Annotated in this window: 20 protein-coding genes, 4 tRNA genes and 1 pseudogene; 10 read left to right on the top strand and 15 right to left on the bottom strand. The window is 70.2% G+C overall.

Features of this window, described 5'->3' with window-relative positions:
* The first annotated feature begins 342 nt into the window (after nt 1-342).
* The 3 genes from hrpA to NW895_RS31460 all read left to right on the top strand — a co-directional run bounded on the left by hrpA (nt 343) and on the right by NW895_RS31460 (nt 4,785).
* The gene (hrpA, locus tag NW895_RS31470) at nt 343-4,287 is read left to right on the top strand and encodes an ATP-dependent RNA helicase HrpA (RefSeq protein ID WP_289939872.1); all 3,945 of its coding nucleotides are present in this window, start codon (nt 343-345) and stop codon (nt 4,285-4,287) included.
* Nucleotides 4,288-4,382: 95 nt separating this feature from the next.
* Nucleotides 4,383-4,457, top strand: a tRNA-Asp gene (locus tag NW895_RS31465).
* Nucleotides 4,458-4,599: 142 nt separating this feature from the next.
* Nucleotides 4,600-4,785, top strand: a complete 186-nt coding sequence (locus NW895_RS31460) for a DUF6274 family protein (protein ID WP_289939871.1) — start codon at nt 4,600-4,602, stop codon at nt 4,783-4,785.
* A gap of 492 nt (nt 4,786-5,277) precedes the next feature.
* On the opposite strand, the gene bldC is transcribed toward NW895_RS31460, so the two are convergent.
* Together bldC and NW895_RS31450 are read right to left on the bottom strand one after the other, a co-directional pair.
* Complete coding sequence (bldC, locus tag NW895_RS31455) at nt 5,278-5,484, bottom strand: developmental transcriptional regulator BldC (RefSeq protein ID WP_003949541.1); 207 nt, start codon at nt 5,482-5,484, stop codon at nt 5,278-5,280.
* A gap of 543 nt (nt 5,485-6,027) precedes the next feature.
* The gene (locus NW895_RS31450; protein ID WP_289939870.1) at nt 6,028-6,879 is read right to left on the bottom strand and encodes a hypothetical protein; all 852 of its coding nucleotides are present in this window, start codon (nt 6,877-6,879) and stop codon (nt 6,028-6,030) included.
* A 222-nt stretch (nt 6,880-7,101) separates the two neighbouring features.
* Between NW895_RS31450 and NW895_RS31445 the strand changes: the two genes are divergently transcribed.
* Nucleotides 7,102-8,205: a Glu/Leu/Phe/Val dehydrogenase dimerization domain-containing protein gene (locus tag NW895_RS31445; protein WP_289939868.1), complete on the top strand. Its 1,104-nt coding sequence runs from the start codon at nt 7,102-7,104 to the stop codon at nt 8,203-8,205.
* Between the two features lie 302 nt (nt 8,206-8,507).
* On the top strand, nt 8,508-8,756 hold the full coding sequence (locus NW895_RS31440; RefSeq protein ID WP_289939866.1) for a DUF3073 domain-containing protein: 249 nt from the start codon (nt 8,508-8,510) through the stop codon (nt 8,754-8,756).
* A 114-nt stretch (nt 8,757-8,870) separates the two neighbouring features.
* Here NW895_RS31440 and purM read toward each other — a convergent pair whose 3' ends face one another.
* The 9 genes from purM to purS all read right to left on the bottom strand — a co-directional run bounded on the left by purM (nt 8,871) and on the right by purS (nt 17,890).
* On the bottom strand, nt 8,871-9,950 hold the full coding sequence (gene purM, locus NW895_RS31435; RefSeq protein ID WP_289939865.1) for a phosphoribosylformylglycinamidine cyclo-ligase: 1,080 nt from the start codon (nt 9,948-9,950) through the stop codon (nt 8,871-8,873).
* A gap of 43 nt (nt 9,951-9,993) precedes the next feature.
* On the bottom strand, nt 9,994-11,523 hold the full coding sequence (purF, locus tag NW895_RS31430; RefSeq protein ID WP_289939864.1) for an amidophosphoribosyltransferase: 1,530 nt from the start codon (nt 11,521-11,523) through the stop codon (nt 9,994-9,996).
* Between the two features lie 72 nt (nt 11,524-11,595).
* A complete protein-coding gene (locus NW895_RS31425) occupies nt 11,596-12,366 on the bottom strand; it encodes an META domain-containing protein (RefSeq protein ID WP_289939863.1) in 771 nt (256 codons plus the stop codon).
* Between the two features lie 40 nt (nt 12,367-12,406).
* A complete protein-coding gene (locus NW895_RS31420; protein ID WP_289939861.1) occupies nt 12,407-13,204 on the bottom strand; it encodes a maleylpyruvate isomerase family mycothiol-dependent enzyme in 798 nt (265 codons plus the stop codon).
* A gap of 9 nt (nt 13,205-13,213) precedes the next feature.
* Nucleotides 13,214-14,047, bottom strand: a complete 834-nt coding sequence (locus NW895_RS31415) for a M23 family metallopeptidase (RefSeq protein ID WP_289939860.1) — start codon at nt 14,045-14,047, stop codon at nt 13,214-13,216.
* A gap of 31 nt (nt 14,048-14,078) precedes the next feature.
* The gene (locus NW895_RS31410; protein ID WP_289939859.1) at nt 14,079-14,579 is read right to left on the bottom strand and encodes a helix-turn-helix domain-containing protein; all 501 of its coding nucleotides are present in this window, start codon (nt 14,577-14,579) and stop codon (nt 14,079-14,081) included.
* 115 nt (nt 14,580-14,694) lie between these two features.
* Nucleotides 14,695-16,953, bottom strand: a complete 2,259-nt coding sequence (purL, locus tag NW895_RS31405; RefSeq protein ID WP_289939858.1) for a phosphoribosylformylglycinamidine synthase subunit PurL — start codon at nt 16,951-16,953, stop codon at nt 14,695-14,697.
* Nucleotides 16,950-17,630, bottom strand: coding sequence for a phosphoribosylformylglycinamidine synthase subunit PurQ (gene purQ / locus NW895_RS31400; protein ID WP_289939857.1), 681 nt, complete (start codon nt 17,628-17,630; stop codon nt 16,950-16,952). Before purQ ends, purL begins: the two co-directional genes overlap by 4 nt.
* Nucleotides 17,627-17,890 (bottom strand): phosphoribosylformylglycinamidine synthase subunit PurS, encoded by a 264-nt coding sequence (purS, locus tag NW895_RS31395; RefSeq protein WP_289939855.1) that lies wholly within the window; start codon nt 17,888-17,890, stop codon nt 17,627-17,629. The genes purQ and purS overlap by 4 nt, the downstream gene beginning before the upstream one ends.
* Nucleotides 17,891-18,233: 343 nt before the next feature.
* Here purS and NW895_RS31390 point away from each other — a divergent pair, with 343 nt between their 5' ends.
* From NW895_RS31390 to NW895_RS31370, 5 genes and pseudogenes are all read left to right on the top strand, one after another.
* Nucleotides 18,234-18,551, top strand: coding sequence for an Lsr2 family protein (locus NW895_RS31390; protein ID WP_289939854.1), 318 nt, complete (start codon nt 18,234-18,236; stop codon nt 18,549-18,551).
* Between the two features lie 124 nt (nt 18,552-18,675).
* Nucleotides 18,676-18,747: transfer RNA gene (locus NW895_RS31385), tRNA-Gly, on the top strand.
* An 81-nt stretch (nt 18,748-18,828) separates the two neighbouring features.
* A tRNA-Gly gene (locus NW895_RS31380) sits at nt 18,829-18,901 on the top strand.
* 49 nt (nt 18,902-18,950) lie between these two features.
* Nucleotides 18,951-19,185 (top strand): annotated as a pseudogene (locus NW895_RS31375) (hypothetical protein); the annotation flags it as partial.
* 23 nt (nt 19,186-19,208) lie between these two features.
* A tRNA-Gly gene (locus tag NW895_RS31370) sits at nt 19,209-19,281 on the top strand.
* A gap of 93 nt (nt 19,282-19,374) precedes the next feature.
* Here the strand turns inward: NW895_RS31370 and NW895_RS31365 are convergent.
* The 4 genes from NW895_RS31365 to purD all read right to left on the bottom strand — a co-directional run bounded on the left by NW895_RS31365 (nt 19,375) and on the right by purD (nt 25,772).
* Nucleotides 19,375-20,274: a phosphoribosylaminoimidazolesuccinocarboxamide synthase gene (locus NW895_RS31365; RefSeq protein WP_289939853.1), complete on the bottom strand. Its 900-nt coding sequence runs from the start codon at nt 20,272-20,274 to the stop codon at nt 19,375-19,377.
* Between the two features lie 69 nt (nt 20,275-20,343).
* Complete coding sequence (locus NW895_RS31360; protein WP_289939850.1) at nt 20,344-21,915, bottom strand: N,N-dimethylformamidase beta subunit family domain-containing protein; 1,572 nt, start codon at nt 21,913-21,915, stop codon at nt 20,344-20,346.
* 322 nt (nt 21,916-22,237) lie between these two features.
* Entirely contained in the window at nt 22,238-24,103 is a 1,866-nt protein-coding gene (locus NW895_RS31355; protein WP_289939928.1) for a hypothetical protein, read from the bottom strand.
* Between the two features lie 415 nt (nt 24,104-24,518).
* The gene (gene purD, locus NW895_RS31350) at nt 24,519-25,772 is read right to left on the bottom strand and encodes a phosphoribosylamine--glycine ligase (RefSeq protein WP_289939848.1); all 1,254 of its coding nucleotides are present in this window, start codon (nt 25,770-25,772) and stop codon (nt 24,519-24,521) included.
* Between the last annotated feature and the right edge of the window lie 62 nt (nt 25,773-25,834).

Raw genomic sequence — 25,834 nt, 5'->3', positions numbered from 1 at the left:
CTACGGGCATCAGCCCCCGTCGAGATCATCGACGGGGGTTTTCCGTACGCTCCGACTGGCCGCGCGCACCCCCACCCACCCGCACTCGCCCACGGCGAGAAGGGGCCGTGCCGGGGGGTGTCCGCCCGCAGCGGCCGGCGTCCATCACCGCCCACCCCCCAGCACACAGCCCCGCCGGACCGAGGACGGACACCCCCCGGCGCGGCCCCGACCCACCCCCCACCCGTAGGCGCAACGCGCACCCCCACCGCACCCGCACAGGCCGCCGCAGGCACCCCGCCCAACCGCCGGAGGCAAAAGCGTTCGCCACGAATTTCGCCGGGATGAGATCCTGGGACCCGTATGTCTACGCACCCCGCCCCCGCCCTAGGCACCCTCGCCCCCCGCCTGACCGAGCTGTCGCTCCGCGACGCCCACCGCATCGGCCGCAGGCTCGAAGGCGCGCGCAAGATCCGTAAGCCGGAGGCCCGCGCCGCCGTTCTCACCGAGATCGAGGCCGAGGTCGCCAAGGCCGAGGCGAGGATGGCCGAGCGCCGCACCCGCATCCCCGCCGTCACCTACCCCGAGCAGCTCCCCGTCAGCCAGAAGAAGGACGAGATCGCCGACGCCATCCGCGACCACCAGGTCGTGATCGTCGCCGGTGAGACCGGTTCCGGCAAGACGACGCAGATCCCCAAGATCTGCCTGGAGCTCGGCCGCGGCGTACGCGGCATGATCGGCCACACCCAGCCCCGCCGCATCGCCGCCCGCACCGTCGCCGAGCGCGTCGCGGAAGAACTCGACACCCCCCTCGGCGAGGCCGTCGGCTGGAAGGTCCGCTTCACCGACCAGGTGAACCCGGACGCCACCTTCATCAAGCTCATGACCGACGGCATCCTGCTCGCCGAGATCCAGACCGACCGCGAGCTGCGCGCCTACGACACGATCATCATCGACGAGGCGCACGAGCGGTCCCTCAACATCGACTTCCTCCTCGGCTACCTCGCCCAGCTGCTCCCGAAGCGCCCCGACCTCAAGGTCGTCATCACCTCGGCCACCATCGACCCCGAGCGCTTCTCCCGGCACTTCGGCGACGCCCCGATCATCGAGGTCAGCGGCCGGACGTACCCCGTGGAGGTGCGTTACCGGCCCCTCCTCGAAGAGGACTCCGACGACGCCGACCGCGACCAGATCACCGCGATCACCGACGCCGTCGAGGAACTGATGGCCGAGGGCAAGGGCGACATCCTGGTCTTCCTCTCCGGCGAACGCGAGATCCGGGACACCGCCGACGCGCTCACCAAGAAGCAGTATCGCTTCACGGAGATCCTCCCCCTCTACGCCCGCCTCTCCCACGCGGAGCAGCATCGCGTCTTCCAGCCGCACACCGGCCGCAGGATCGTTCTGGCGACCAACGTCGCCGAGACCTCCCTCACCGTCCCGGGCATCAAGTACGTCATCGACCCCGGCTTCGCCCGCATCTCGCGCTACAGCCACCGCACCAAGGTCCAGCGCCTCCCCATCGAGCCGATCTCCCAGGCGAGCGCCAACCAGCGCAAGGGCCGCTGCGGCCGTACCAGCGACGGCATCTGCATCCGCCTCTACAGCGAGGACGACTTCACCGCCCGCCCGGAGTTCACGGACGCGGAGATCCTGCGCACGAACCTCGCGAGCGTCATCCTCCAGATGACCGCGGCCGGCCTCGGCGACATCGAGAAGTTCCCCTTCATCGATCCGCCGGACCACCGCAACATCCGCGACGGCGTCCAGCTCCTGCAGGAACTCGGCGCGCTGGACCCCACCCAGAAGGACCCGCGCAAACGCCTCACGGACACCGGCCGCAAGCTCGCCCAGCTCCCCGTCGACCCCCGCCTGGCCCGCATGGTCCTGGAGGCCGACAAGAACGGCTGTGTCCGCGAGGTCATGGTGATCGCGGCGGCGCTGTCCATCCAGGACCCGCGCGAACGCCCCGCCGACAAGCAGACCCAGGCCGACCAGCAGCACGCCCGCTTCAAGGACGAGACCAGCGACTTCCTCGCCTACCTCAACCTCTGGCGGTACATCCGCGAGCAGCAGAAGGAGAGGGGCTCGTCCTCCTTCCGCCGGATGTGCAAGCAGGAGTACCTCAACTTCCTGCGCATCCGCGAATGGCAGGACATCTATTCCCAGCTGCGTACGGTCGCGAAGCAGATGGGCATTCACCTCAGCGAACAGGACGCCCCCGCCGACCGCATCCACGTCTCCCTCCTCGCCGGTCTGCTCTCGCACATCGGCATGAAGGATGTGAAGGAGGGCGCGAAGAACGAGTACCTCGGCGCCCGCAACGCCAAGTTCGCGATCTTCCCGGGCTCGGCCCTGTTCAAGAAGCCCCCGCGCTTCGTGATGTCCGCCGAACTCGTCGAAACCTCCCGCCTCTGGGCCCGCGTCAACGCGAGGATCGAGCCCGAGTGGGTCGAGCCCCTCGCCGGCCACCTCCTCAAGCGCACGTACAGCGAACCGCACTGGGAGAAGGACCAGGCGGCCGTGATGGCGTACGAGAAGGTCACGCTCTACGGCGTGCCGATCGTCGCCCAGCGCAAGGTGAACTACGGCCGTATCGACCCGGAGGTCAGCCGCGAGCTGTTCATCCGGCACGCCCTGGTCGAGGGTGACTGGCGCACGCACCACAAGTTCTTCGCCGACAACCGCAAACTGCTCACCGAGGTCGAGGAGCTGGAGCACCGCGCCCGGCGCCGGGACATCCTGGTCGACGACGAGACGCTCTTCGACTTCTACGACCAGCGGGTTCCCGAACACGTCGTCTCCGGTGCCCACTTCGACTCGTGGTGGAAGCGCAAGCGGCACGAGCAGCCCGACTTCCTCGACTTCGAGCGGGAGATGCTCATCAACGAGAGGGCGGGCGCGGTCACCAAGGCCGACTATCCGGACTCCTGGCGCCAGGGCGATCTCAAGTTCCGTGTCACCTACCAGTTCGAGCCGGGTGCGGACGCGGACGGCGTGACCGTGCACATCCCGCTCCAGGTCCTCAACCAGGTCACGGACGAGGGCTTCGACTGGCAGATCCCGGGCCTGCGGGAGGAGGTCGTCACGGAGCTCATCCGCTCCCTCCCGAAGCCGATCCGCCGCAACTACGTCCCGGCCCCGAACTACGCGAAGGCGTTCCTCGAGCGGGCGGTCCCCCTCCAGGAACCGCTCACCACGACCATGGCGCGCGAGCTGAAGCGCATGGTCGGAGTCCCCTTCGACGCGGACGACTTCGACTGGTCCAAGGTCCCCGACCACCTGAAGATCACCTTCCGGATCGTCGACGAGCGCCGCCGCAAGCTGGCCGAGGACAAGGACCTTCAGGCCCTGAAGCTCAGGCTGAAGCCGAAGGCCCGCAAAGCCCTCTCCCAGGCGGCCGCAGCGACGGCCGAACGGCAGGGCGGCGAGTCCCTCGAACGCAAGGGCCTGACCGACTGGACGATCGGCACCCTCACCCGCGTCTTCGAAACGCGCCGGGCCGGCCAGCCCGTCAAGGCCTACCCGGCACTGGTCGACGACGGCGACACGGTCTCCGTGCGCCTCTTCGACACGGAGGCCGAACAGCAGCAGGCGATGTGGAAGGGCACCCGTCGCCTGATACTGCGCAACATCCCGGTGAACCCCGCGAAGTTCGCATCCGAGAAGCTGACGAACGCCCAGAAGCTCGCCCTGTCCGCCAACCCCCACGGCTCCATCCAGGCGCTGTTCGACGACTGCGCGACGGCCGCGGCCGACAAGCTGATCGCGGACTTCGGGGGGCCGGCGTGGGACGAGGAGTCGTACCGGAAGCTGTACGACCGGGTCCGCGCGGAGATCGTCGACACGACGGTCCGTACGGTGGGCCAGGTGCAGCAGGTGCTGGCCGCCTGGCAGGCCTGTGAGCGTCGCCTGAAGGCCGTACGGAGCCCCGCGCTGCTGCCGAACCTCCAGGACGTACGGGCGCAGCTGGACGCCCTCGTGAAGCCCGGCTTCGTGACGGAGGCGGGCCTGCGCCGCCTTCCCGACCTGATGCGCTACCTGATCGCCGCCGACCGTCGTCTGCAGCAGATGCCGACGAACGTCCAGCGGGACACGACGCGCATGGAGAAGGTCCACGAGATGCAGGACGAGTACGCGTGGCTCCTGGAGCAGCTGCCGCAGGGCCGCCCGGTCCCTCCCTCGGTCCTGGACATCCGCTGGATGATCGAGGAACTCCGGGTCAGCTACTTCGCCCACGCCCTCGGCACGGCGTACCCCGTCTCCGACAAGCGCATCGTGAAGGCGATCGACGCGGCGGCACCGTGACGGACTCTGTACGCAGGGTGAGTTCGACCAGGGGCCCACCCTCCTGTACAGTCTCTTCTCGCAGCGCAACGCAGAAAAACAGCGCAGCAACATCTGGTCCTGTGGAGCAGTTTGGAGTGCTCGCCACCCTGTCAAGGTGGAGGCCGCGGGTTCAAATCCCGTCAGGACCGCAGTAACGAAGGAGGCCCGTACCCCACAAGGGGTGCGGGCCTCCTTCATGCCGACTCACAGCCCACCGCTGGGCTTGACGGCGTCACATTCCCTCGGTACCCCGGAAGCAGAGCTCTCCCGTGCAGCCTCCGGAGGTGGCGTATGGCGGCATCGGCTAGGCACGAAACGCGGGCGTTGCTCCGCGCGCACCTGTCGGCCGCGTCGTCGTATGGCCATCTGACGCGTCACTGCCCGATCTGCCACCGCCTGCTGCGTCTGGTGATGGACTCTCCTCCACGGACCGTGGAGAGCCCCCAGAGGCCCGCCGAGGGCGAAGGCGCCTCGTGACCCCCGCAGAGCTCAACACCCGTTCCACCGTGGGCAACTGGAGCCGAAGCCTCCATTAGCGCACAGACAGAGTGGCAACAAGCGCCCTGGCATGTGACGGGTGTCACCGCATGAGTTTTTGAAAGTACGGTACTTACAGCTCCCCTACAACAGGTCAATTTAATATGTGCAATTGCACCTGCCGGGGCAGGCGGCCCAGAGGCTCGCCAGAGACTCCCCGAGGACCTGTCACAGGAGATCCGACAGCCCTCCCCAGACTCCGACAAGCCCGCTCACAGAGCCGACGGACGACCCAACGCGCAGGCACAAAAAAGATCGCGCTGGACCCGGCGGAGTCCAGCGCGATCGACGACGCACCCTGTCAGTTGCCTAAAAGCTCTTACGGCTTGGGCGTGGGGCCTGTTGGGGCAGATCCCCGCGTCGCTTGGAGCTGTGGTTCCGGGCGCCCCGGCCAGTTGGGGGACCAGCCGTTTTGCCCGGTTATGAAGTTGTTCAGGCCTCGCTGCGCTGCTGCGGGATGCCCGCGAGCAGAGCGCGGACCTCAGCCTCGCGGTAGCGGCGGTGCCCGCCGAGCGTGCGGATGGACGTGAGCTTGCCGGCCTTCGCCCACCGCGTGACCGTCTTCGGGTCGACGCGGAACATGGTGGCGACCTCAGCCGGGGTCAGCAGCGGCTCGGCATCAGGGGTGCGAGCGGTCATGAGCGGCCTCCTCGGGAGAACCGAACCTTCTCGGTTCTTTCCTCTAAATTCTGCACCTTGACCCGCGTTGCCCGAAATGGCGGACGCGAGTCGAGTCGGTTATAGGACGAACGGCTTGTCCTCGGCACTACAACTACACCATCTGTCCAGCCGCCACGGCCAAACCGATGGAATTGCCCTCCCAGGTGTTCATCAGCGACGGAAGCCGATGGACCATGCCATAGCGGACAGTCACGCCACTGTGACGATCAGTCACAGGACGATCAGGAGTCACCAGACCCCCCAAAGCGTGCAATGCTGAGATTCCGACCACACCAGGACACAGCGGGACGGAAGGAGTCCTCCCCGGACTCCTTGTCCTATTTTGGCATGAGGATGGGCAAGGGACGCAAGGGTGAAGTAAGTGCGGTCCGTCACGCTTGACACATCATCGGCACAAAGCCTCGGATCGGGATCTACATCCCATGTGCATCTCGTGTACGTCCCGTGGTGACGTCACCTCAGATCGAGGACGAAACCCCAAAACGGGCGCCAGGTCAAACGTCAGTTCGCCGACCGCCGGTCCCGTACCGCCCGCCACCGCTCCACGAGCCGCCCGTACGCCTCCCCCGCGGCCACCCCGTCGCCGTGCCGCAGCGCCTCGATGCCCTCGGCCACGTCGGCCGCCGAGTGATCGTCCTCCAGCTCGCCGGCCGGCAGGGCGTGCACCAGGCCGCCGTAGTCCAGCTCCACCAGGGAACGCGGATGGAACTCCTCCAGCCAGCGCCCCACGTCCACCAGGCCGTCGATCAGCGGCCCCTCGTCGATGGCGTCCCTCAGGGCTCTCAGCGCCCGCGCCACCCGCCGCCGGGCCTGCACCATCGGCGTCCGGTAGCGCAGCACCGGCGCCGCCCCGCCCGGCGAACCGGAGCCCTTGTCGTACTCCCGCTCCTCGTCGGAGACCAGGACGAACCAGTTCAGCGGGACCTGCCAGGTCGCCGTACGGATCCAGGGGCGGGCGTCCGGATTGCGGACGAGCCAGCGCTCGTAGTCCTGCGCCGCCTGACGTCGTACGACCGGGGGCAGCACCGCGTCCAGGACCGGCGCCGGAAGCTCCTCGGCGAGCTCGCCCAGGGCCTGCCAGCCGCGCAGCCGGGTGCGCCAGGGGCACACGCAGACCACGCCGTCGACCTCGGTCACGAACGCTTCGTCGCTCTCGTGCACCGGCACCACGACCGGCGGAGTGGGCAGCAAGTCGGCCAGGGAACGGCGCAGTTCGTCCTGGTAGGAGGGGCGGTCGGGGCGGCGGGCGTAGCGCGCCCAGTGGCTGCGCTCCGGCTCCGGGAAGGCGGCCAGCGGTTCGTACACGCGCAGGTAGGTCGCGTAGGGGACGATCACCGAGGACACCTTGGGCACGCCTGCTCCCTCCCCCGCGCACCGTCACGAAAACCTGCCGAACCCACTCACAAACGCGCGGGAAATCTGTGCAAATCGTCGCACGGACGTACTCCACACGGAGGTGATCCTGAGCAGTGTGCCACCGGCGGGCACTGCAGGCTCTAATCTCGTGCTCACAGCACCCGCCACCCACACGGGAGCCTGTCCCCACCTGCCGCTACTTACTCAGGAGTCACCACAGTGACCGACGTAACCGGCGCACCTGCTGATGTACTGCACACCCTGTTCCAGTCGGAACTCGGGGGCCATGAGCAAGTCGTGCTCTGCCAGGACCGCGCCAGCGGCCTCAAGGCCGTCATCGCCATCCACTCCACCGCCCTGGGCCCCGCCCTCGGCGGCACGCGCTTCTACCCGTACGCGAACGAGGCGGAGGCCGTCGCCGACGCCCTGAACCTCGCGCGCGGGATGTCGTACAAGAACGCCATGGCCGGTCTCGACCACGGCGGCGGCAAGGCCGTGATCATCGGCGACCCCGAGCGGGACAAGACCGAGGAGCTGCTCCTCGCCTACGGCCGCTTCGTCGCCTCGCTCGGCGGGCGGTACGTCACGGCCTGCGACGTCGGTACGTACGTCGCCGACATGGACGTCGTGGCACGCGAGTGCCGCTGGACGACCGGGCGCTCCCCCGAGAACGGCGGCGCCGGTGACTCCTCCGTGCTCACCGCCTACGGCGTCTACCAGGGCATGCGGGCCGCCGCCCAGCACCTGTGGGGCGACCCGTCGCTGCGCGCCCGCCGGATCGGCATCGCCGGCGTCGGCAAGGTCGGTCACCACCTGGTGGAGCACCTCGTCCAGGAGGGCGCCGAGGTCTTCGTCACGGACGTGCGCGAGGACGCCGTACGGCGGATCACCGAGCGGCACCGGGACGTCCGGGCGGTCGCCGGCACCGACGAGCTGATCCGGGTGGAGGGCCTCGACATCTACGCCCCCTGCGCGCTCGGCGGGGCGCTGAACGACGACACCGTGCCGGTGCTGACCGCCCAGGTGGTCTGCGGCGCCGCCAACAACCAGCTCGCCCACCCGGGCGTGGAGAAGGACCTCGCCGACCGCGGGATCCTCTACGCGCCGGACTACGTGGTGAACGCCGGCGGGGTCATCCAGGTCGCCGACGAACTGCACGGCTTCGACTTCGAGCGGTGCAAGGCGAAGGCCGCGAAGATCTTCGACACCACGCTCGCCATATTCGCACGTGCGAAGGATGACGGCATTCCGCCGGCCGCCGCGGCCGACCGGATCGCCGAGCAGCGGATGCAGGATGCGGCCGCCGCGCGCAGGAAGTCCTGATTCATCGGGCCGTTCGAGGAAGGTTTGGCCGGTACCCGTCGGTGGGCAGTTAGAGAGAACTCTCACTTCTACCGGCGGGTCGACCGCCGATAAGTGGTTAAAATCGCGGTTGACCAGCGAGGACGGGGCGCCTCGAAGGTCCTGGGCACGGGCACGTCGTGCGGGCGACGTACCGTATGGGCGCGGGCTCAGGTACCGTGGAAGCCCTACGGATCGGCCTCTCCATGGAGAGTCCGTTCTGGACCATGAACGCGTGTCAAGACTCTGGGGCCGTCGAGCCCCGTCGTTGAGGGGGTCGAGCCATGGGGCGCGGCCGGGCCAAGGCCAAGCAGACGAAGGTCGCCCGCCAGCTGAAGTACAACAGCGGTGGGACGGACCTCACACGCCTGGCCGAGGAGCTGGGCGCATCGACGTCGAACACGTCGCCTAACGGCGACCGGTTCACGGACGATGAGCATGACGACGACCTGTACGCACGGTACGCCGACCTCTACGAGGACGACGAGGTGGACGAGGACGACCAGTCCTCGCAGCAACGTCGCGGCGCTTGACCTTGCACTGAGCACTTACCCGGTCGGTGACCCCGGTCACCGACCGGGTTCTGTGCTGCCTGCAAGGCCGCTGCCCGCGCGATCACTGCCTGCGGAATCACTGCCTCCGAGGTCTCAGCTCGCGTAGTCGCCCACCAGCTCGGCGCCCGTCGCGTGGTCGCCCCGGTCGGTGATCTCACCGGCCACCCAGGCGTCCACACCCCGGTCGGCCAGAGTGGCGAGCGCCACGTCCGTCGACTCCTGCGGGACGATCGCGATCATGCCGACGCCCATGTTGAGGGTCTTCTCCAGCTCCAGGCGTTCGACGGATCCGGTCCTGCCGACGAGGTCGAAGACCGGTGCCGGGGTCCAGGTGGAGCGGTCGACGACCGCGTGCAGGCCGTCGGGGATGACGCGGGCGAGGTTGGCGGCGAGCCCGCCGCCGGTGACGTGGCTGAAGGCGTGCACGTCGGTGGTGCGGGTCAGGGCGAGACAGTCCAGCGAGTAGATCTTCGTCGGCTCCAGGAGTTCCTCGCCGAGGGTGCGGCCGAGCTCGGCCACCTCCGTCTCCAGGGCCAGCCCCGCCTGGTTCAGCAGCACGTGCCGGACGAGCGAGTACCCGTTCGAGTGAAGGCCGGAGGACGCCATGGCGACGACCACGTCACCCTTGCGGATACGATCCGCGCCGAGCAGCCGGTCGGCCTCCACGACGCCCGTACCGGCGCCGGCGACGTCGAAGTCGTCCTCGCCCAGCAGACCGGGGTGCTCGGCCGTCTCGCCGCCCACCAGGGCGCAGCCGGCCAGGACACAGCCCTCGGCGATGCCCTTGACGATGGCGGCCACGCGCTCGGGGTGGACCTTGCCGACGCAGATGTAGTCGGTCATGAACAGCGGCTCGGCGCCGCACACCACGATGTCGTCCATGACCATGGCGACCAGGTCGTGGCCGATGGTGTCGTAGACGCCCAGCCGGCGGGCGAGGTCGACCTTGGTGCCGACGCCGTCCGTGGCGGAGGCGAGCAGGGGGCGCTCGTAGTTCTTGAGGGCGGAGGCGTCGAAGAGACCGGCGAAGCCGCCGAGGCCGCCGAGGACCTCGGGGCGCTGGGCCTTCTTCACCCACTCCTTCATCAGCTCGACGGCGCGGTCGCCCGCTTCGATGTCGACGCCCGCTGCTGCGTAGCTGGCACCAGTGGTCGCACCGGTTGTCTCAGGCATGACGATGAGAACCTTCGTGTCGTACGGCAGGTATTGCGGACGGCTACGGGCGACGGATGGCGTCGGCGGCGGCCGTGGCGGCGGGCCCGGCGGCGAGTTCGGTCTCCAGGAGCTGCTTGCCGAGCAGCTCGGGGTCCGGGAGATCCATCGGGTACTCGCCGTCGAAGCAGGCGCGGCACAGGTTCGGCTTGGCGATGGTGGTCGCCTCGATCATGCCGTCGATGGAGATGTACGCCAGGGAGTCGGCGCCGAGCGAGGTGCCGATCTCGTCGATGGTCATGCCGTTGGCGATGAGCTCCGCCCGGGTGGCGAAGTCGATGCCGAAGAAGCAGGGCCACTTCACCGGCGGCGAGGAGATCCGGATGTGGACCTCGGCGGCGCCCGCCTCGCGGAGCATGCGGACCAGGGCCCGCTGGGTGTTGCCGCGGACGATGGAGTCGTCGACGACGACCAGCCGCTTGCCCTTGATGACTTCCTTCAGCGGGTTCAGCTTCAGACGGATGCCGAGCTGGCGGATGGTCTGGGAGGGCTGGATGAACGTACGGCCGACGTAGGCGTTCTTCACCAGGCCGCTGCCGAAGGGGATGCCGGAGGCCTCCGCGTAGCCGATGGCGGCCGGGGTGCCGGACTCCGGGGTCGCTATCACCAGGTCGGCCTCGACCGGTGCCTCCTTGGCGAGGCGGCGGCCCATCTCGACGCGGGACAGGTAGACGTTCCGCCCGGCGATGTCGGTGTCCGGACGGGCCAGGTACACGTACTCGAAGACACAGCCCTTGGGCTTCGCTTCCGCGAACCGGGAGGTGCGCAGGCCGTTCTCGTCGATGGCGACGAACTCGCCCGGCTCGATCTCGCGGACGAAGCTGGCGCCCGTGATGTCGAGGGCGGCGGTCTCGGAGGCGACGACCCAGCCGCGCTCCAGGCGGCCGAGGACCAGCGGGCGGATGCCCTGCGGGTCGCGGGCGGCGTAGAGGGTGTTCTCGTCCATGAAGACGAGGGAGAAGGCGCCGCGCACCTGGGGCAGCACCTGGCCGGCCGCCTCCTCGATGGTCAGCGGCTTGCCGTCCTCGTCGACCTGGGCCGCGAGGAGAGCGGTGAGCAGGTCGGTGTCGTTGGTGGCCGCCACACGCGGGGTGCGGCCGCCCTCCTGCTTGGGCAGGTCGGCGACCATCTCCGCGAGCTGGGCCGTGTTGACCAGGTTGCCGTTGTGGCCGAGCGCGATCGAGCCGTGCGCGGTGGCGCGGAACGTCGGCTGGGCGTTCTCCCACACGGAGGCGCCGGTGGTCGAGTAGCGGGCGTGACCGACCGCGATATGACCCTGGAGCGAACCGAGCGAGGTCTCGTCGAAGACCTGGGAGACCAGGCCCATGTCCTTGAAGACGAGGATCTGGGAGCCGTTGCTGACCGCGATTCCCGCGGATTCCTGACCCCGGTGCTGGAGGGCGTAGAGCCCGAAGTACGTGAGCTTTGCGACCTCTTCGCCCGGAGCCCAGACACCGAAGACGCCGCATGCGTCCTGGGGGCCCTTCTCACCGGGGAGCAGATCGTGATTGAGTCGACCGTCACCACGTGGCACGCCACCGAGTGTAGGCGAGATCGACCACTGGTCCGAATTGGGGAACCTTTGAAAGGGCCCTGCCGTTGTGGATCACCTGTCGGCGACGGCCGTCACCTTTTCCCCGTTGTCGCTGGTCAGCGTGAGGGCGCGGTGATCGAGTCGGTACGTCACCGTGCCGTCGAGGACCTTCAGGAGACGCTTCTCCGCCTTCATGAGTGAGGCGTCGCACATCATTCGGGTGGTGGACGGCGCGCCCAGGGTGATACGGCCGTCGCGGACCGTGGCCGTCGCGGTGACCTTGTTGCAGCCGAGGCTCCCGGTGACCTTGCCGGACTTCTTGTCGAAGGTGAGGTGGGCCTGCGCGGTACTCGCGGGTGAGGTGACGTTCCACCGGGTGCCGTACAGCGGGACGTCCTCCGCCCTGGTGAGGCGGACGCGGTCGCCGGCGTCGGTGGTGAGGGTCAGGCGGTCGCTCGTGACGCGGGCCTTGAGCGGGCCGTCGGTGAGGGCCCGGGCGAGGGTCTCCTCGAAGTCCATGGGGGCCTTCTCGCAGGCCATCTCGGTCGACCGGGTGTCGCCGAGCCGGACGCGGTCGCCGTCGATGTCGGCCTTCGCGCTGAAGTGGTTGCAGCCGAAGTTGCCCTGCGCCGTGCCGCTGTCGTCGATCTCGACGTGCGCTCCCTGCGGGGCGCGGTGGGTGGTGCCGTCGACGGTGACGCTGTCGACGCTCCAGTGGACGCCGGTGAGAGGCTGCTCGACGCCGGCCGAGCCGCTGCCCGCCTTCTCGCTGCCGCAGGCCGCCGCGAGCGGGACGAGTACGGCGGCGGCCGTCAGGGTCATGCGCTGCTTGTGCCTGTCCATGCCGGTTCGACGGGCCCGGGGAACGGCCGGTTCCCTCGGGTCAGCCCATCAGCGGCAGATACGGCTCCAGATCCGCCCGCTCCCCGCTGGCGCTGACCGTGGCGTCCCGCACGGCGTCCGCCCACGCCACCCGCCCGGTCGCGAGCCGGACCCAGGTCAGCGGGTCGGTCTCGACGACGTTGGGCGGGGTGCCGCGGGTGTGCCTCGGTCCCTGCACGCACTGCACGACGGCGTACGGCGGGATCCGCACCTCCGTCGACCCGCCGGGCGCCTTCGCGGCCAGCGCGTCGGCGAGCAGCCGGGTGCAGGCGGCGAGGGCCTGGCGGTCGTACGGGATGTCGAGGCCGGGCACGGCGGCGTTCAGGTCGTCGGTGTGGGCGACGAGCTCGACGGTGCGGGTGACGAGGTAGTCGGCGAGCGTCATGGCACCGGTCCGGGCGGCGAGCAGCCGGGCGCCGGGAGCGGTGGCGAGGCGCTCGGTGAGGCGTTCCTCGGTGCGGGCGTAGAGGGCGTCGAGGTCGGGGTTGGCCCGCGCCAGTTCCCGGGTGCCCTCGTCGATGTCGGCGGCCCGTACGGCGGTGGCGAAGGGCCAGTCCAGCAGGGTCAGTTCCGCCTTCGCCGGCTCCTCCCGGTCGAGGTTGCGGCTGACGGTCTCCACGGCCATGGTGACGTGCGCGGCCAGGTCCCGGACCGTCCAGTCCCCCAGCCGCGTCGGCAGGCCGAGCTGCGCGGGGCTCAGGGTGCGTACGGCCTGTCGTACGTTCCCGAACTGGGTGAACACGGCGGTGCGGATCTTGGCGGGGTCGTAGCTGCGGGTGCGCTTCCTGGCCGGGGGCATGGCGGCAGCCTATGCGGGCCGCGACGCGGTCGTGGACGCCTCGAAGATCTCCTGGTTGCGGGGGACGCCGATTCCGCGCCAGGTGAAGGGGATACCGCGGGCGGTGTCCGGGTCGGGGCCGTCCATCAGCTGGAAGTGCAGGTGGGGCTCGGTGGTGTTGCCGGAGTTGCCGCAGCGGGCGATCGGCTGTCCGGCGGTCACCCGGTCGCCCTCGCGGACGGTGAGGGAGCCGCGCTGAACGTGGGCGTAGAGGGCGTGGGTGCCGTCGCCCAGGTCGAGGACGACGTGGTTGCCGACGATCCGCTCTGCGCCGGCCAGGTCGCGCACGGACGCCTCCACGACCATCAGGTACAGCAGCGCGGGCAGCGATGTGCGGCTGAGGTGGTCGCGCTGATCGTCGACGGCCCGTACGACGGTGGCGTCGGCCACGGCGAGCAGCGGGGCCCCGAAGGCCGGAAAGGCGCTGCTGCGGCGGGCGAGTGGCCACAGCGGGCGGAAGCCGGGGCGGGCGCCCGGCTCGGGCTCGGCGACGACGTCGATGGCGAAGGTCTGGCCGTAGGCGTGCGTGCCGTGGCTCGGCGTGCGGTCGGCCGGGCTGTTCAGCGCGAGCCAGCGGCCGGTGACGGGCGGGTCGACCTCGACCGGTTCCCGGGCGGCGCGGGGGCCGTCCGGGGCGCCGCCCCACCTGTGGGCCACGACGAGGATCACGTAGGACAGGGCGATCGGCAGGAAGTTCCACCACCACGGGTATCCCCAGTCCAGCGCGGCATGGCCGATCACCAGGCCCAGGAACGTCAGCTGCAGCAGGCGGTAGACGATCTTGACGAGTTTGCGTACGGACATCGTTCCCCCGGTTCCGTTCGGTTCGGTTCGCTTACGGGCGGGCCGCCGACAGCGCCACCAGCAGCGGTACGACCCGCCCGGCCGGCACCTCGTAGCGGCCGCGCCCGGTCGTGTGCAGCCAGCCGGCGCCAGTGAGTTGGCGCAGGTGGTGGTAGATCTGGCCGGTCGTGCCGATCTCGTCCAGCTCGGCCAGCTCGGCCGCGGTGCGCCGGCCGCCGACGACCTCGCGCAGCAGCCGCAGCCGGACCGGATGACCGAGCGCCGCGAACGACTCGGCGGCCCCGGTCCAGTCGTCGTCCAGCAGGCCCTCGGTCAGCACCCCGTGCTGCCACTCGTAGTGCTCCCCGGTGGGCAGCCGCACGGCCCCCGTGAACAGCACCCCGCCATCGGCCGCCCGCACCTCGGCCAGCTGCTCCTTGAACCCTTGCAGGGCCCAGAAGTCGCCCTCGCCGAGGTGCGGGGCGGTGTGCTGCGCGCTTTCCAGCGCTGCCAGCCGCCGTTCGAGCTCGGCGACGCGTTGTTCGAGATCCACGCCTCGATATTACGGGACTACGTAATTACGTGCAACCAACGGGAACGGGCACGACACGTCGAAGCCCCCCGACCGGCGGACCGGTCGGGGGGCTTCGACGTGCGTACTGCGGAACTCAGGCGAGCAGTGCCGGGATGGTCTCCTCGTGCGCCTTGCGCAGTTCCTCCAGGGAGAGCTCGAACTCGCCCTGGACCTCGACCGTGTCGCCGTCCACGACACCGATGCGGGTGGCCGGCAGGCCCCTCGCGCCGCACATGTCGTTGAAGCGGAGCTCCTCCGAGCGCGGCACCGCGACGACCGCGCGGCCGGCCGACTCCGAGAAGAGGAACGTGAACGCGTCGAGCCCGTCCGGTACGACGAGGCGCGCGCCCTTGCCGCCGAGCAGCGCCGACTCCACCACGGCCTGGACCAGGCCGCCGTCGGACAGGTCGTGCGCGGAGTCGATCATGCCGTCGCGGGAGGCGGCGATGAGGATCTCGGCGAGCAGGCGCTCGCGCTCCAGGTCGACCTTCGGGGGCAGGCCGCCGAGGTGGTCGTGGATCACCTGGGACCAGGCCGAGCCGCCGAACTCCTCACGCGTGTCGCCGAGGAGGTACAGCAGCTGGCCCTCCTCCTGGAAGGCGACCGGCGTACGGCGGGACACGTCGTCGATCACGCCGAGGACGGCCACCACCGGCGTCGGGTGGATGGCCGCCTCGCCCGTCTGGTTGTAGAGCGAGACGTTGCCGCCGGTCACCGGGGTGCCGAGCTGCCGGCAGGCGTCCGCCAGACCGCGCACGGCCTCGGCGAACTGCCACATCACCGCCGGGTCCTCGGGGGAGCCGAAGTTCAGGCAGTCGGAGACGGCGAGCGGCCTGGCGCCGGTCGTCGCCACGTTCCGGTACGCCTCCGCCAGCGCCAGCTGCGCGCCCGCGTACGGGTCGAGCTTGGCGTACCGGCCGTTGCCGTCCGTGGCGAGGGCGACGCCGAGGCCGGTCTCCTCGTCGATGCGGATCATGCCGGAGTCCTCGGGCTGGGCGAGGACCGTGTTGCCCTGCACGAAACGGTCGTACTGGGAGGTGATCCAGGACTTGGAGGCCTGGTTCGGGGACGCGACCAGCTTCAGGACCTGGTCCTTCAGCTCCTCGCCCGACGCGGGCCGCGGCAGCTTGTTCGCGTCGTCCGCCTGGAGCTCGTCCTGCCAGGACGGGCGGGCGTAGGGGCGCTCGTACTCCGGGCCCTCGTGGGCGACGGTCCGCGGGTCGACGTCGACGATCTTCTCGCCGTGCCAGTAGATCTCCAGGCGGTCGCCGTCGGTCACCTCACCGATGACGGTGGCGATGACGTCCCACTTCTCGCAGATCTCCAGGAAGCGGTCGACCTTGTCGGGCTCGACGACCGCGCACATGCGCTCCTGCGACTCGCTCATGAGGATCTCCTCAGGAGACAGGGTCGAGTCGCGCAGGGGTACGTCGTCCAGGGTGACGTGCATGCCGCCGGAGCCGTTCGACGCCAGCTCGCTGGTCGCGCAGGACAGACCCGCCGCGCCCAGGTCCTGGATGCCGACGACCAGCTTCTCCTTGAACGCCTCCAGGGTGCACTCGATGAGGAGCTTCTCCTGGAAGGGGTCGCCGACCTGAACGGCGGGGCGCTTGGAGGGCTTGGCGTCGTCGAAGGTCTCGGAGGCCAGGATCGACGCGCCGCCGATGCCGTCGCCGCCGGTGCGGGCGCCGTACAGGATGACCTTGTTGCCCGCGCCGGACGCCTTGGCCAGGTGGATGTCCTCGTGCCGCATCACACCGACGCAGCCCGCGTTGACCAGTGGGTTGCCCTGGTAGCAGGCGTCGAAGACGACCTCGCCGCCGATGTTGGGCAGGCCCAGGCAGTTGCCGTAGCCACCGATGCCGGCGACGACGCCCGGGAGCACCCGCTTGGTGTCCGGGTGATCGGCGGCGCCGAAGCGGAGGGGGTCGACGACGGCGACCGGCCTGGCGCCCATCGCGATGATGTCGCGGACGATGCCGCCCACGCCGGTGGCCGCGCCCTGGTAGGGCTCCACGTACGACGGGTGGTTGTGCGACTCGACCTTGAAGGTGACCGCGTAGCCCTGACCGACGTCGACCACGCCCGCGTTCTCGCCGATGCCGACGAGCAGGGCGTCGCTCTGCGGGGCCTTCTCGCCGAACTGGCGCAGATGGACCTTCGACGACTTGTAGGAGCAGTGCTCGGACCACATGACCGAGTACATGGCGAGCTCGGCGCCGGTCGGGCGGCGGCCGAGGATCTCGACGATGCGCTCGTACTCGTCCTTCTTCAGGCCGAGTTCGGCCCAGGGCAGCTCGACGTCGGGGGTCGCGGCCGCGTGCTCGACCGTGTCCAGAGGCGTCTTGCTCATACGTTGACCAGCTTCTTGAGGATCGAGGTGAAGAAGGGGAGGCCGTCGGTGCGGCCGGTGCCGATCAGCGGTTCGACGGCGTGCTCCGGGTGCGGCATCAGGCCGACGACGTTGCCGGCCTCGTTGGTGACGCCGGCGATGTCGTTGAGCGAGCCGTTGGGGTTCAGGTCCAGGTACCGGAAGGCGACCCGGCCCTCGGCCTCCAGCTTGTCCAGCGTGCGCTGGTCGGCGACGTACTGCCCGTCGATGTTCTTCAGCGGGATGTGGATCTCCTGGCCTGCGGTGTAGTCGCTGGTCCAGGCGGTCTCGGCGTTCTCCACCCGCAGCTTCTGGTCACGGCAGATGAAGTGCAGGTGGTTGTTGCGCAGCATCGTGCCCGGCAGCAGGTGGGCCTCGGTGAGGATCTGGAAGCCGTTGCAGATGCCGAGCACCGGCAGACCGGCCCTGGCCTGCTCCAGCAGGGGCTCCATCACCGGCGAGAAGCGGGCGATCGCCCCGGCGCGCAGATAGTCGCCGTAGGAAAAACCACCGCACAGCACCACCGCGTCGACCTGCTTGAGGTCCTTGTCCTTGTGCCACAGGGCAACCGGCTCGGCCCCTGCGACGCGGATCGCACGCTGCGTGTCCCGGTCGTCGAGGCTGCCCGGGAAAGTGACGACGCCAATACGAGCGGTCACTTCACGGCCTCCGCGACTTCCTCGACCCGGACGGTGAAGTCCTCGATCACGGTGTTGGCCAGGAAGGATTCCGCAAGATCATGGATGCGGGCGAGCACGGCCTCGTCGACCGGCCCGTCAACCTCGAGTTCGAATCGCTTTCCCTGACGTACGTCGGAGATGCCCTCGAAACCCAGTCGCGGCAGTGCGCGCTGCACCGCCTGGCCCTGGGGGTCGAGGATCTCCGGCTTGAGCATGACGTCGACTACGACGCGTGCCACTGGCACTCCCGGTGTGTGGTGCTGAGCAGGTCCCTTCAGACTACCCGCACAAAATTTCTACGCGAGTAGAGTTGTAGGAATCTACGTGACCCCTGTCACGATCCGGTCTCGGTCGCGCCTTGTCGCGAAAAGTTCTGGGAAAGTTCCGGGAACCGCCCCGGACGGGTATTGCGCGATGGACACGCGGACGGATTTAGTCCGGCTTCACATTGCAATGCCAGGCACTGTACAAATGAATTGGCAATAGCCGATACTTTGCCCAATAACAGGCGGACAGCCGACATCTCCGTGACGTCTTTGCATGTCATCACGGACAAGGTGTCGCACGAAGGGACCGATATTCGTGGCGCAGAAGGTCGTGGTCACTCTCTTTGACGACATCGACGGCTCGGAAGCGGCGGAAACGATCGCCTTCGGACTCGACGGCAAGTCGTACGAGATCGACCTGAACGAAGCCAATGCCCAGCAACTGCGCAGCGCGCTGGAGCCGTACGTGGCGGCCGGCCGCAAGCGGTCGCGGTCGGGCCGGGCGTACAAGCAGACGGAGGTCGCCCCCGACCCGGCGGCCGTCCGGGCCTGGGCCCTGGCGAACAAGATGGACGTGCCCGCGCGGGGCCGGATCCCCAAGAAGGTGTACGAGGCGTTCACCGCGGCACAGTGAGCGACGGCCGACGGCCGCTCACCCGCCCCTCGGGACAACCGACTTGCGCAGCACCCCTGCTGATCAGCTAGAGTCTGGAGCACGCCGAGGGGCACGGCCGAAAGGCCAGGCCCACGAAGGCCACGCGGGTGTAGTTCAGTAGTAGAACATCCCCCTTCCAGGGGGAAGGCGCAGTGTGCGATTCCTGTCACCCGCTCTGCACCACCGGTCCCGAGCACTCTTGTGGATCAGGTAGGCTGGTGCTCGCACCGATCAGTGAAAGCTGGTCGGGGGCAATGCGGACGTAGCTCAGTTGGTAGAGCGCAACCTTGCCAAGGTTGAGGTCGCGAGTTCGAGCCTCGTCGTCCGCTCGGGAATGAGACCCCGGTCCTGATGGACCGGGGTCTTTTTTGCGTTCCCGTACGGGAACCGCAGATCACCGGCGCGGACGGTGTGAAGGTCGCCACATCGCTGGTCGGCCGGCCTGCCCGGAAGCCGGGTGCGCGGAGACGCCCCTTCGCACGACCCACGCTGGAGACTCGTACGCCGGCCCCGAGTTGGCCGCCGAACTGCGGGGGTGTCGGCCGCGTCCGAGCTCGGAGCGGAGAACCGGCATGCGGCTGTGCGTCCCGCGCGGGAGCGAGGTTGGGTATAGTTGCTCTCGCGCCACGGCGCAACGCGGACGTAGCTCAGTTGGTAGAGCGCAACCTTGCCAAGGTTGAGGTCGCGAGTTCGAGCCTCGTCGTCCGCTCCGTCACAGAAGGCCCCGGTCATCGACCGGGGCCTTCGTCGTGTGATCGTCGCTCCGCGGGCCCGGCCCTCCGGCCGGGCCCTCATCGTGCGGTCAGCTCCAGCTCGTGCCGGTCAGCCGCTCGTACGCCTCCACGTACCTCCCGCGGGTCGCCTCCACGACCTGCTGCGGCAGCTGCGGCGGCGGCTGCTCGCTCGCGCGGTCCCAGCCGGAGTCGGGGGAGGTCAGCCAGTCGCGGACGAACTGCTTGTCGTACGACGGCTGGGAGCGGCCCGGCTGCCACTGGTCGGCCGGCCAGAAGCGCGAGGAGTCCGGGGTGAGGACCTCGTCGGCGAGGACCAGGTCGCCGTCCTCGAAGCCGAACTCGAACTTGGTGTCCGCGAGGATGATGCCGCGTTCACGGGCGATGTCCCGGCCACGTGAGTAGACGGCGAGGGTCGCCTGGCGCAGCTGGGCGGCGGTGTCGGCGCCGACCTGGCGGGCGACCTCCTCGTAGGACACGTTCTCGTCGTGCTCGCCGACCGCGGCCTTGGTGGCCGGCGTGAAGATCGGGGCGGGCAGCTCGGAACCGTCGACGAGACCTTCGGGGAGGGCGAGCCCGCAGACGGTACGGGACTGCTTGTACTCGGCGAGGCCCGAGCCGGTGAGGTAACCGCGGGCCACGGCCTCGACGGGGACCATGCTCAGGGACTTGCAGACGACGGTGCGGCCCTCCCAGTCGGCGGGGACGCCTGCGGGCAGCTCCGTGCTCAGGATGTGGTTCGGGATCAGGTCGGCGATCTGGTCGAACCACCACAGGGAGAGCTGAGTGAGGATCCGGCCCTTGTCCGGGATCTCGGTCGGCAGCACCCAGTCGAAGGCGGAGATGCGGTCACTGGCGACCATCACGAGGTCGCCCGCCTCGTTCTGGTACAGCTCGCGCACCTTGCCGGTGTGCAGATGCACCAGGCCCGGAACCTGGATCGGCTCGGGCTTCTCGACGAATCCGGACACGGTTCCTCCCCGTGGCTCTGTCCAATGCTCCTGATTGTCCCGTACGGGGAGTGGTTGAGGCGCATGGGGTCAGTCGCGTTTGCAGATGCGGTCCAGGAGGCTGGCGGTGGCGCGCTGGATACGGGCGTCGGCGTGGCCGGGGCGGTCCAGGGCCGGGGTCCAGGCGAACGTCCCGGATGCGAAGACCCAGGCGCCGGAGGGGGCGCGGTAGAGGGACGTCTCCTGGTGGCGGACGGCGCCCTCCTTGTCGGTGTACGGGGAGTGGGCGAGCAGGACGCGCTCCTCGTGCTCCGGGAGCGGGGTGCGCGGGAAGTAGCGGTCGGCCTCGCCGGCCACCAGGCCCTCGATCTCCTCGCCCTCCTGGACGCCGGACGCCTCCCACATCCAGTGGTCGGCGTTGCGGACGACCAGGGGGTGCGGCTCGGGGACGTGGCCCGCGTACTGGATGCCGAGCAGTTGCTGTTCGGGGCGGTCGATCTCGCGCCAGAGGACGGGTTTCCCCGGGCCCCTGCGCTTACGGCAGGTGAGAAGCCGGTCCGGGGCGCCGGACGGGGAGGGGCTCAGCTCCACCTGCCAGTACAGGGTGTTGGCGGAGAGGAAGACCAGGGACGTGCCGTGGTCGCGGGCGGCCTCGGCGGTACGCCGCATGGGGACCGACCAGTACTCGTCGTGGCCCGGGAAGACCAGGCCCCGGTAGCGGGTGGGATCGACGCGGCCGGCGTGCAGGTCGCGGGCGTCGGCGTAGGCGAGGTCGTAGCCGTAGCGCTCGGCCCAGCGGATGACGTCGTAGGCGCGGCCGACGTGCAGGGGGAGGCCGGCGCCCGCGTACGGGCGGTCGAAGGAGACCGTGGTGGCGGCGTCCGCCTCGCCGAGCAGCCTGCCGTCCTCGTCCCAGGCGTGATAGAAACTGGCGCCGGTGCGGCCGTCCTCCGGGTAGAGGTTGTACGCCTGCCAGGTGATGTCCGGGAGGACGAGGAGCAGGTCCGCTGGGCGGTCGTCGCGGACGGTGAACGGGACGTGGGAGCGGTAGCCGTCGGCGGTGGTGAGGACGGCGACGTACGCACCGACCTTCCAGTGCGCGGGGATCTGCAGCCGCCAGGACAGCCACCAGTGGTGGCAGGAGACCGTGCGGTCGGCGGTGAGCGGCGGGGCCTGGACGATGCCGGAGAGCCGGGGACTGGTGGTGATCTTGGCGGCGCCGTCGCCGTCGTAGTGGCCGATGCGGTAGATGTCGACGCCGAATTCCTGGGGCGGGTCCACGGTGACGTGGAAGTCGAGGGCCTCGCCGGGTGCGACGGCGCCGGTGGAGACGAATCCCTTGATCTGGCGGTGGACGTCGTCGGCCGCGCGGGGGCCTCCAGTGGGGCGCTGGGCGGGGATCCCGCGGGTGCCGTCCCGCCGGGTGGCGCGCTGGTGGGTGTGGCTCCGGTGGGCGTCCTGGCCGGGGGCGTCCTGGCCGGGGGCGTCCCGGTGGCTGGTGCGGGCCGGGTCCGGGTCCGCGTACCAGGGGACGACCAGGCCTGTGTCGTCGAAGTACGTCTCGCCGCCGCGCAGCCAGGGGACGGGGCCCTGACCGAAGGGATCCGTGACGGCGTGCGCGCGTGCCCCCGACTCCCAGCGGCGGATGTTCTCCGACCCCATGGGTCTTCCCCTCCCTTGTGCCCCCGTGGTCGCCTGTGCGCAGATGTGCCTGTTTGTGGGCATGTCGTGGCTGTCGTATGTCGTCAGCGTTTGCCATGTGCGCGAACGGTCTCAGCACATCACATAACGCACGCGCGCTGTCACGATTCGTTGCGAATTCACCGAAAGTGGAGCAGGGGAATCCGATTCTCGGAGCGGGGGTGGTTCTTTCGGGTGCGGGGGTGATGCGTGGGGCGGTGCGGGGGGATGGCTCTTTTCGATGCGGGACGCGGTGCGAGGGGGGCGGAGATGAATCGGTGGTGCGGTCGGGGTGCCGGTGGCGTCAGACCAGCCGGACCGGCTTCTCCGCGCGTATCCCCAGCTCCGTCAGCCAGGCCCGCAGGGGGGTCGGGTCGCCCGTCTCGACGAGGCTGAGGACCCGGGGCGCCAGGTCGGCCGCCCGTGCGCCGTTGACCAGGAGGGACGGGCCGTCCAGCCAGTCGAGGCCCGGGGTCGCGCCCGCTGTGTCCATGGCGGCGCAGCACACCATCGCCGTGATGTGGTCGGTGAGGATCTCGCGGGCCGTGCGCGGGAGTTGCAGGGGGAAGAGGGGGAGCACACGGTCGTCCCAGGGAGTGGTGCCGGGGCCGGGCTGCCCGGTGGGAGCGGAGTCCTCGGGCCCCGTGGTCCGCACGGCCGCCGCCTCCTCACGCGCCAGCGCGGCACGCAGTCCGGCGGCCAGGGCGGCACTGCGAGGGGTGGTGCCGGTGAGGTCTTCCTCGTCGTCGTCCTTGGCGGGGGCGTCGTTGCGGGGAGCACCCTTGGCGGGAGCGTCCTTGCCGGGGGGTTCGGGGGGCTGGAGCGGTGGGGCTGGTTCGGGAGGTGCCGGCGTCCGGGACGGTTTTCCCTCTGCTCGCAGACCCCTCGGTCCGGTCAGGTCCGTGAGGTGGTCGAGGACCCGGGCGAGGGTGGGGCCGACGGAGTCGTGGGAGGGGCCGGCGCCGGCGCGGCGGACACCGAGGGCGTCCAGGACGCGGTGGAGGCGGGCCGCGTCGGTGCGCCATTTGCGGTCGACGACCTCCTCCGGGTATTCGTGCCACTCCACGGGGGACCAGTCCGGGCCGGGCTTCGAGGGACCGCCGTGGAAGAGACGGGCGGCGAGGAGAGAGGCCGCCTCGTCCACGACGCCGGGTTCCTCCAGCAGGTCGCAGGCGGGGCGTTCGCCCAGGCGGGAGGCGAATCCCTCGGCCAGGCGGTCACGGCGGGACAGCTCGGTGAGGGCCGCGACCACGCCCGCGTCCAGCCGGGAGGGCCAGCGGCCCATCCGCCAGGCGGGCAGCGCCACGCGGGTCAGCAGCCGGTCCCAGCCCGCGTACGCCAGTCCCACCTGCTCCTGCGCGACGATCCGCAGTCCGTAGTCCACAGCCTGTGCACGCTCGGCGGCGGCCGCCGCGACCCCGCGCTCCATCTCGGCGGCATGGCCCTGGCAGCTGCGCAGCAGGAGCCGGGACACCTCGCCGATGCCCGCACACACCACCCGGGCCAGGGGGCAGCGTCCGCGGTCCGAGGCCACCGCCACCGCGGCGTCCAGGCCCCGGACGAAGCGGCGGGCCGCGGCTATGTCCGGGTGCGCCGACGGTCCCGTACCCGCGACGACCGGGGCGAGGACCGCGCGCAGCTCGCCGACGCGCATCCACCACAGGAACGGGGAGCCGATGACGAGGACGGGCGCGGCGAGGGACCGGCGGCGCGGGAACCCGCCGGCGCCCGCTATGTCGTCGTGCTCCTCCGGCGGCGGAGGGCCATGGGCCGGGTGGGTGCGGTCCTCCAGCCAGCTGTCGCAGTCCGGCGTGAGCGCTATCGCGGAGGGGGCGGGGACGTCGAGGCGGTCGGCGAGGTCGCGCACCATGCGGTACAGGTCGGGCGCCGACTCCTCCGCGATCGTGACCGTGGGACTCATGGCGGGACGGGCACGGGCGACGACCAGGGCGACGCCGCCGGCGGCGAACAGCACGAGGAGGGCGAGGGCGGTCACGGTCCAGCGGGCGACCTCCCAGCCCCGGCCCACGAGGTGGCCGGTGGAGCCGCCGGCGAGCAGGATCACGGCGGCTGCCGCCGGGAGCAGCGCGACCGCCAGCGCCCGGCTGCGGATGCGCAGCACGGCCAGCGCCCGGGAGCGCGCGGCCTGCGCGCCCGCTTCCACACCCATACCGGTCACGTCCGGACGTCACCCCCTCCCTGCTGTCGTGACGCTGCTCTGCTCGTTGCTCACTCCCCCACTGTGGCACCCGCCACTGACATCGCAATGCCGATGGGCCAAGTGCCGGAAAGCTTGCGCCGCACCCTAGTTGGGGCCCCGGCCGCCGTCAGCCGGATAGGCCATCGGTCACTCGATGGAATGGCTTTGGGGAGAGGTGGACGACGGACAGCGAGGATCAGGCCCCTGGTCCCGGTGCCCCTCCCCAGCGCGATCTGGGCCCCTCCACCGCTGGTCACGCCCCGGATCACCCCCCAGTCCCCCTCGTCTCCGACTCACCAAAAGACAGGCCCCGGATCCTGAGACGGATCCGGGGCCTGCCGGGTTCATCGGCGGGAGGCGATCGGCGAGGCGATCGCCGGGTGAGTCACGCGCCCTCGGCTGCCTTCGCCGCGATGTCCGTGCGGTGCTGGGAGCCGTCGAGGCGGATACGGGAGACGGCCTGATACGCGCGGTCGCGGGCCTCGGCGAGGTCCTTGCCGGTGGCCGTGACGGACAGGACACGGCCGCCCGCGCTGACGATCGCGTCGCCGTCGCGCTTGGTGCCGGCGTGCAGGACGTACGCGTGCGGGGCGTCCTCGGCGGCCACCTCGTCGAGGCCGGTGATCGGGTCGCCGGTGCGCGGGGTGCCCGGGTAGTTGTGCGAGGCGACGACCACGGTGACCGCCGCGTCGTCGCTCCAGCGCAGGGGCTCCAGGTCGCCGAGGGTGCCGGTGGCGGCGGCCGTCAGGACTCCGGCGAGCGGCGTCTTCAGGCGGGCGAGGACGACCTGGGTCTCGGGGTCGCCGAAGCGGGCGTTGAACTCGATCACCCGGACACCACGGGAGGTGATCGCGAGGCCGGCGTAGAGGAGACCGGAGAAGGGGGTGCCGCGGCGGCGCATCTCGTCGACGGTCGGTTGCAGCACGGTCTGCAGGACCTCGTCGACCAGCTTCGGGTCGGCCCAGGGCAGCGGGGAGTACGCGCCCATGCCACCGGTGTTCGGGCCCTCGTCGTTGTCGAGGGCGCGCTTGAAGTCCTGGGCGGGCTGGAGCGGGAGGACCGTCTCGCCGTCGGTGACGGCGAAGAGGGAGACCTCGGGGCCGTCGAGGTACTCCTCGATGACCACGCGCTCGCAGGAGTTCGCGTGGGCGCGGGCGGCCTCGATGTCGCTGGTCACGACGACGCCCTTGCCGGCCGCGAGCCCGTCGTCCTTGACGACGTACGGGGCTCCGAAGGCGTCGAGGGCCGTGTCGACCTCTTCCGGTGTCGTACAGACGTACGAGCGCGCCGTGGGCACACCGGCCGCTGCCATGACGTCCTTGGCGAAGGCCTTGGAGCCCTCGATCTGCGCGGCTGCCCCGGAGGGGCCGAAGACCGGGATGCCGGCCTCGCGCACGGCGTCGGCGACCCCGGCGACGAGGGGCGCCTCCGGCCCGACCACGACCAGTTCGGCGCCGAGCTGCCGGGCCAGAGCGGTTACGGCCCTGCCGTCGAGGGCGTCGACCTGGTGCAACTCGGCGACCTCGGCGATGCCGGCGTTGCCGGGTGCGCAGTGCAGCGCGGTGACGTCGGGGTCGAGGGACAGGGAGCGGCACAGGGCGTGTTCGCGGGCGCCGCTGCCGATGACGAGGACCTTCACGGGGCCAGCCTAACGGGAGCTGTTTTGTGCGGGCTTCCGAAGGGGTGCCGGTTGGGGGTTTG

Origin of the sequence: Streptomyces sp. S.PNR 29, from assembly GCF_030386795.1 — a bacterium.
Classification (GTDB): Bacteria; Actinomycetota; Actinomycetes; order Streptomycetales; family Streptomycetaceae; genus Streptomyces.
Note: the sequence above shows the minus strand (reverse complement) of the source record. Positions and strands in the feature narration are given on the sequence as shown.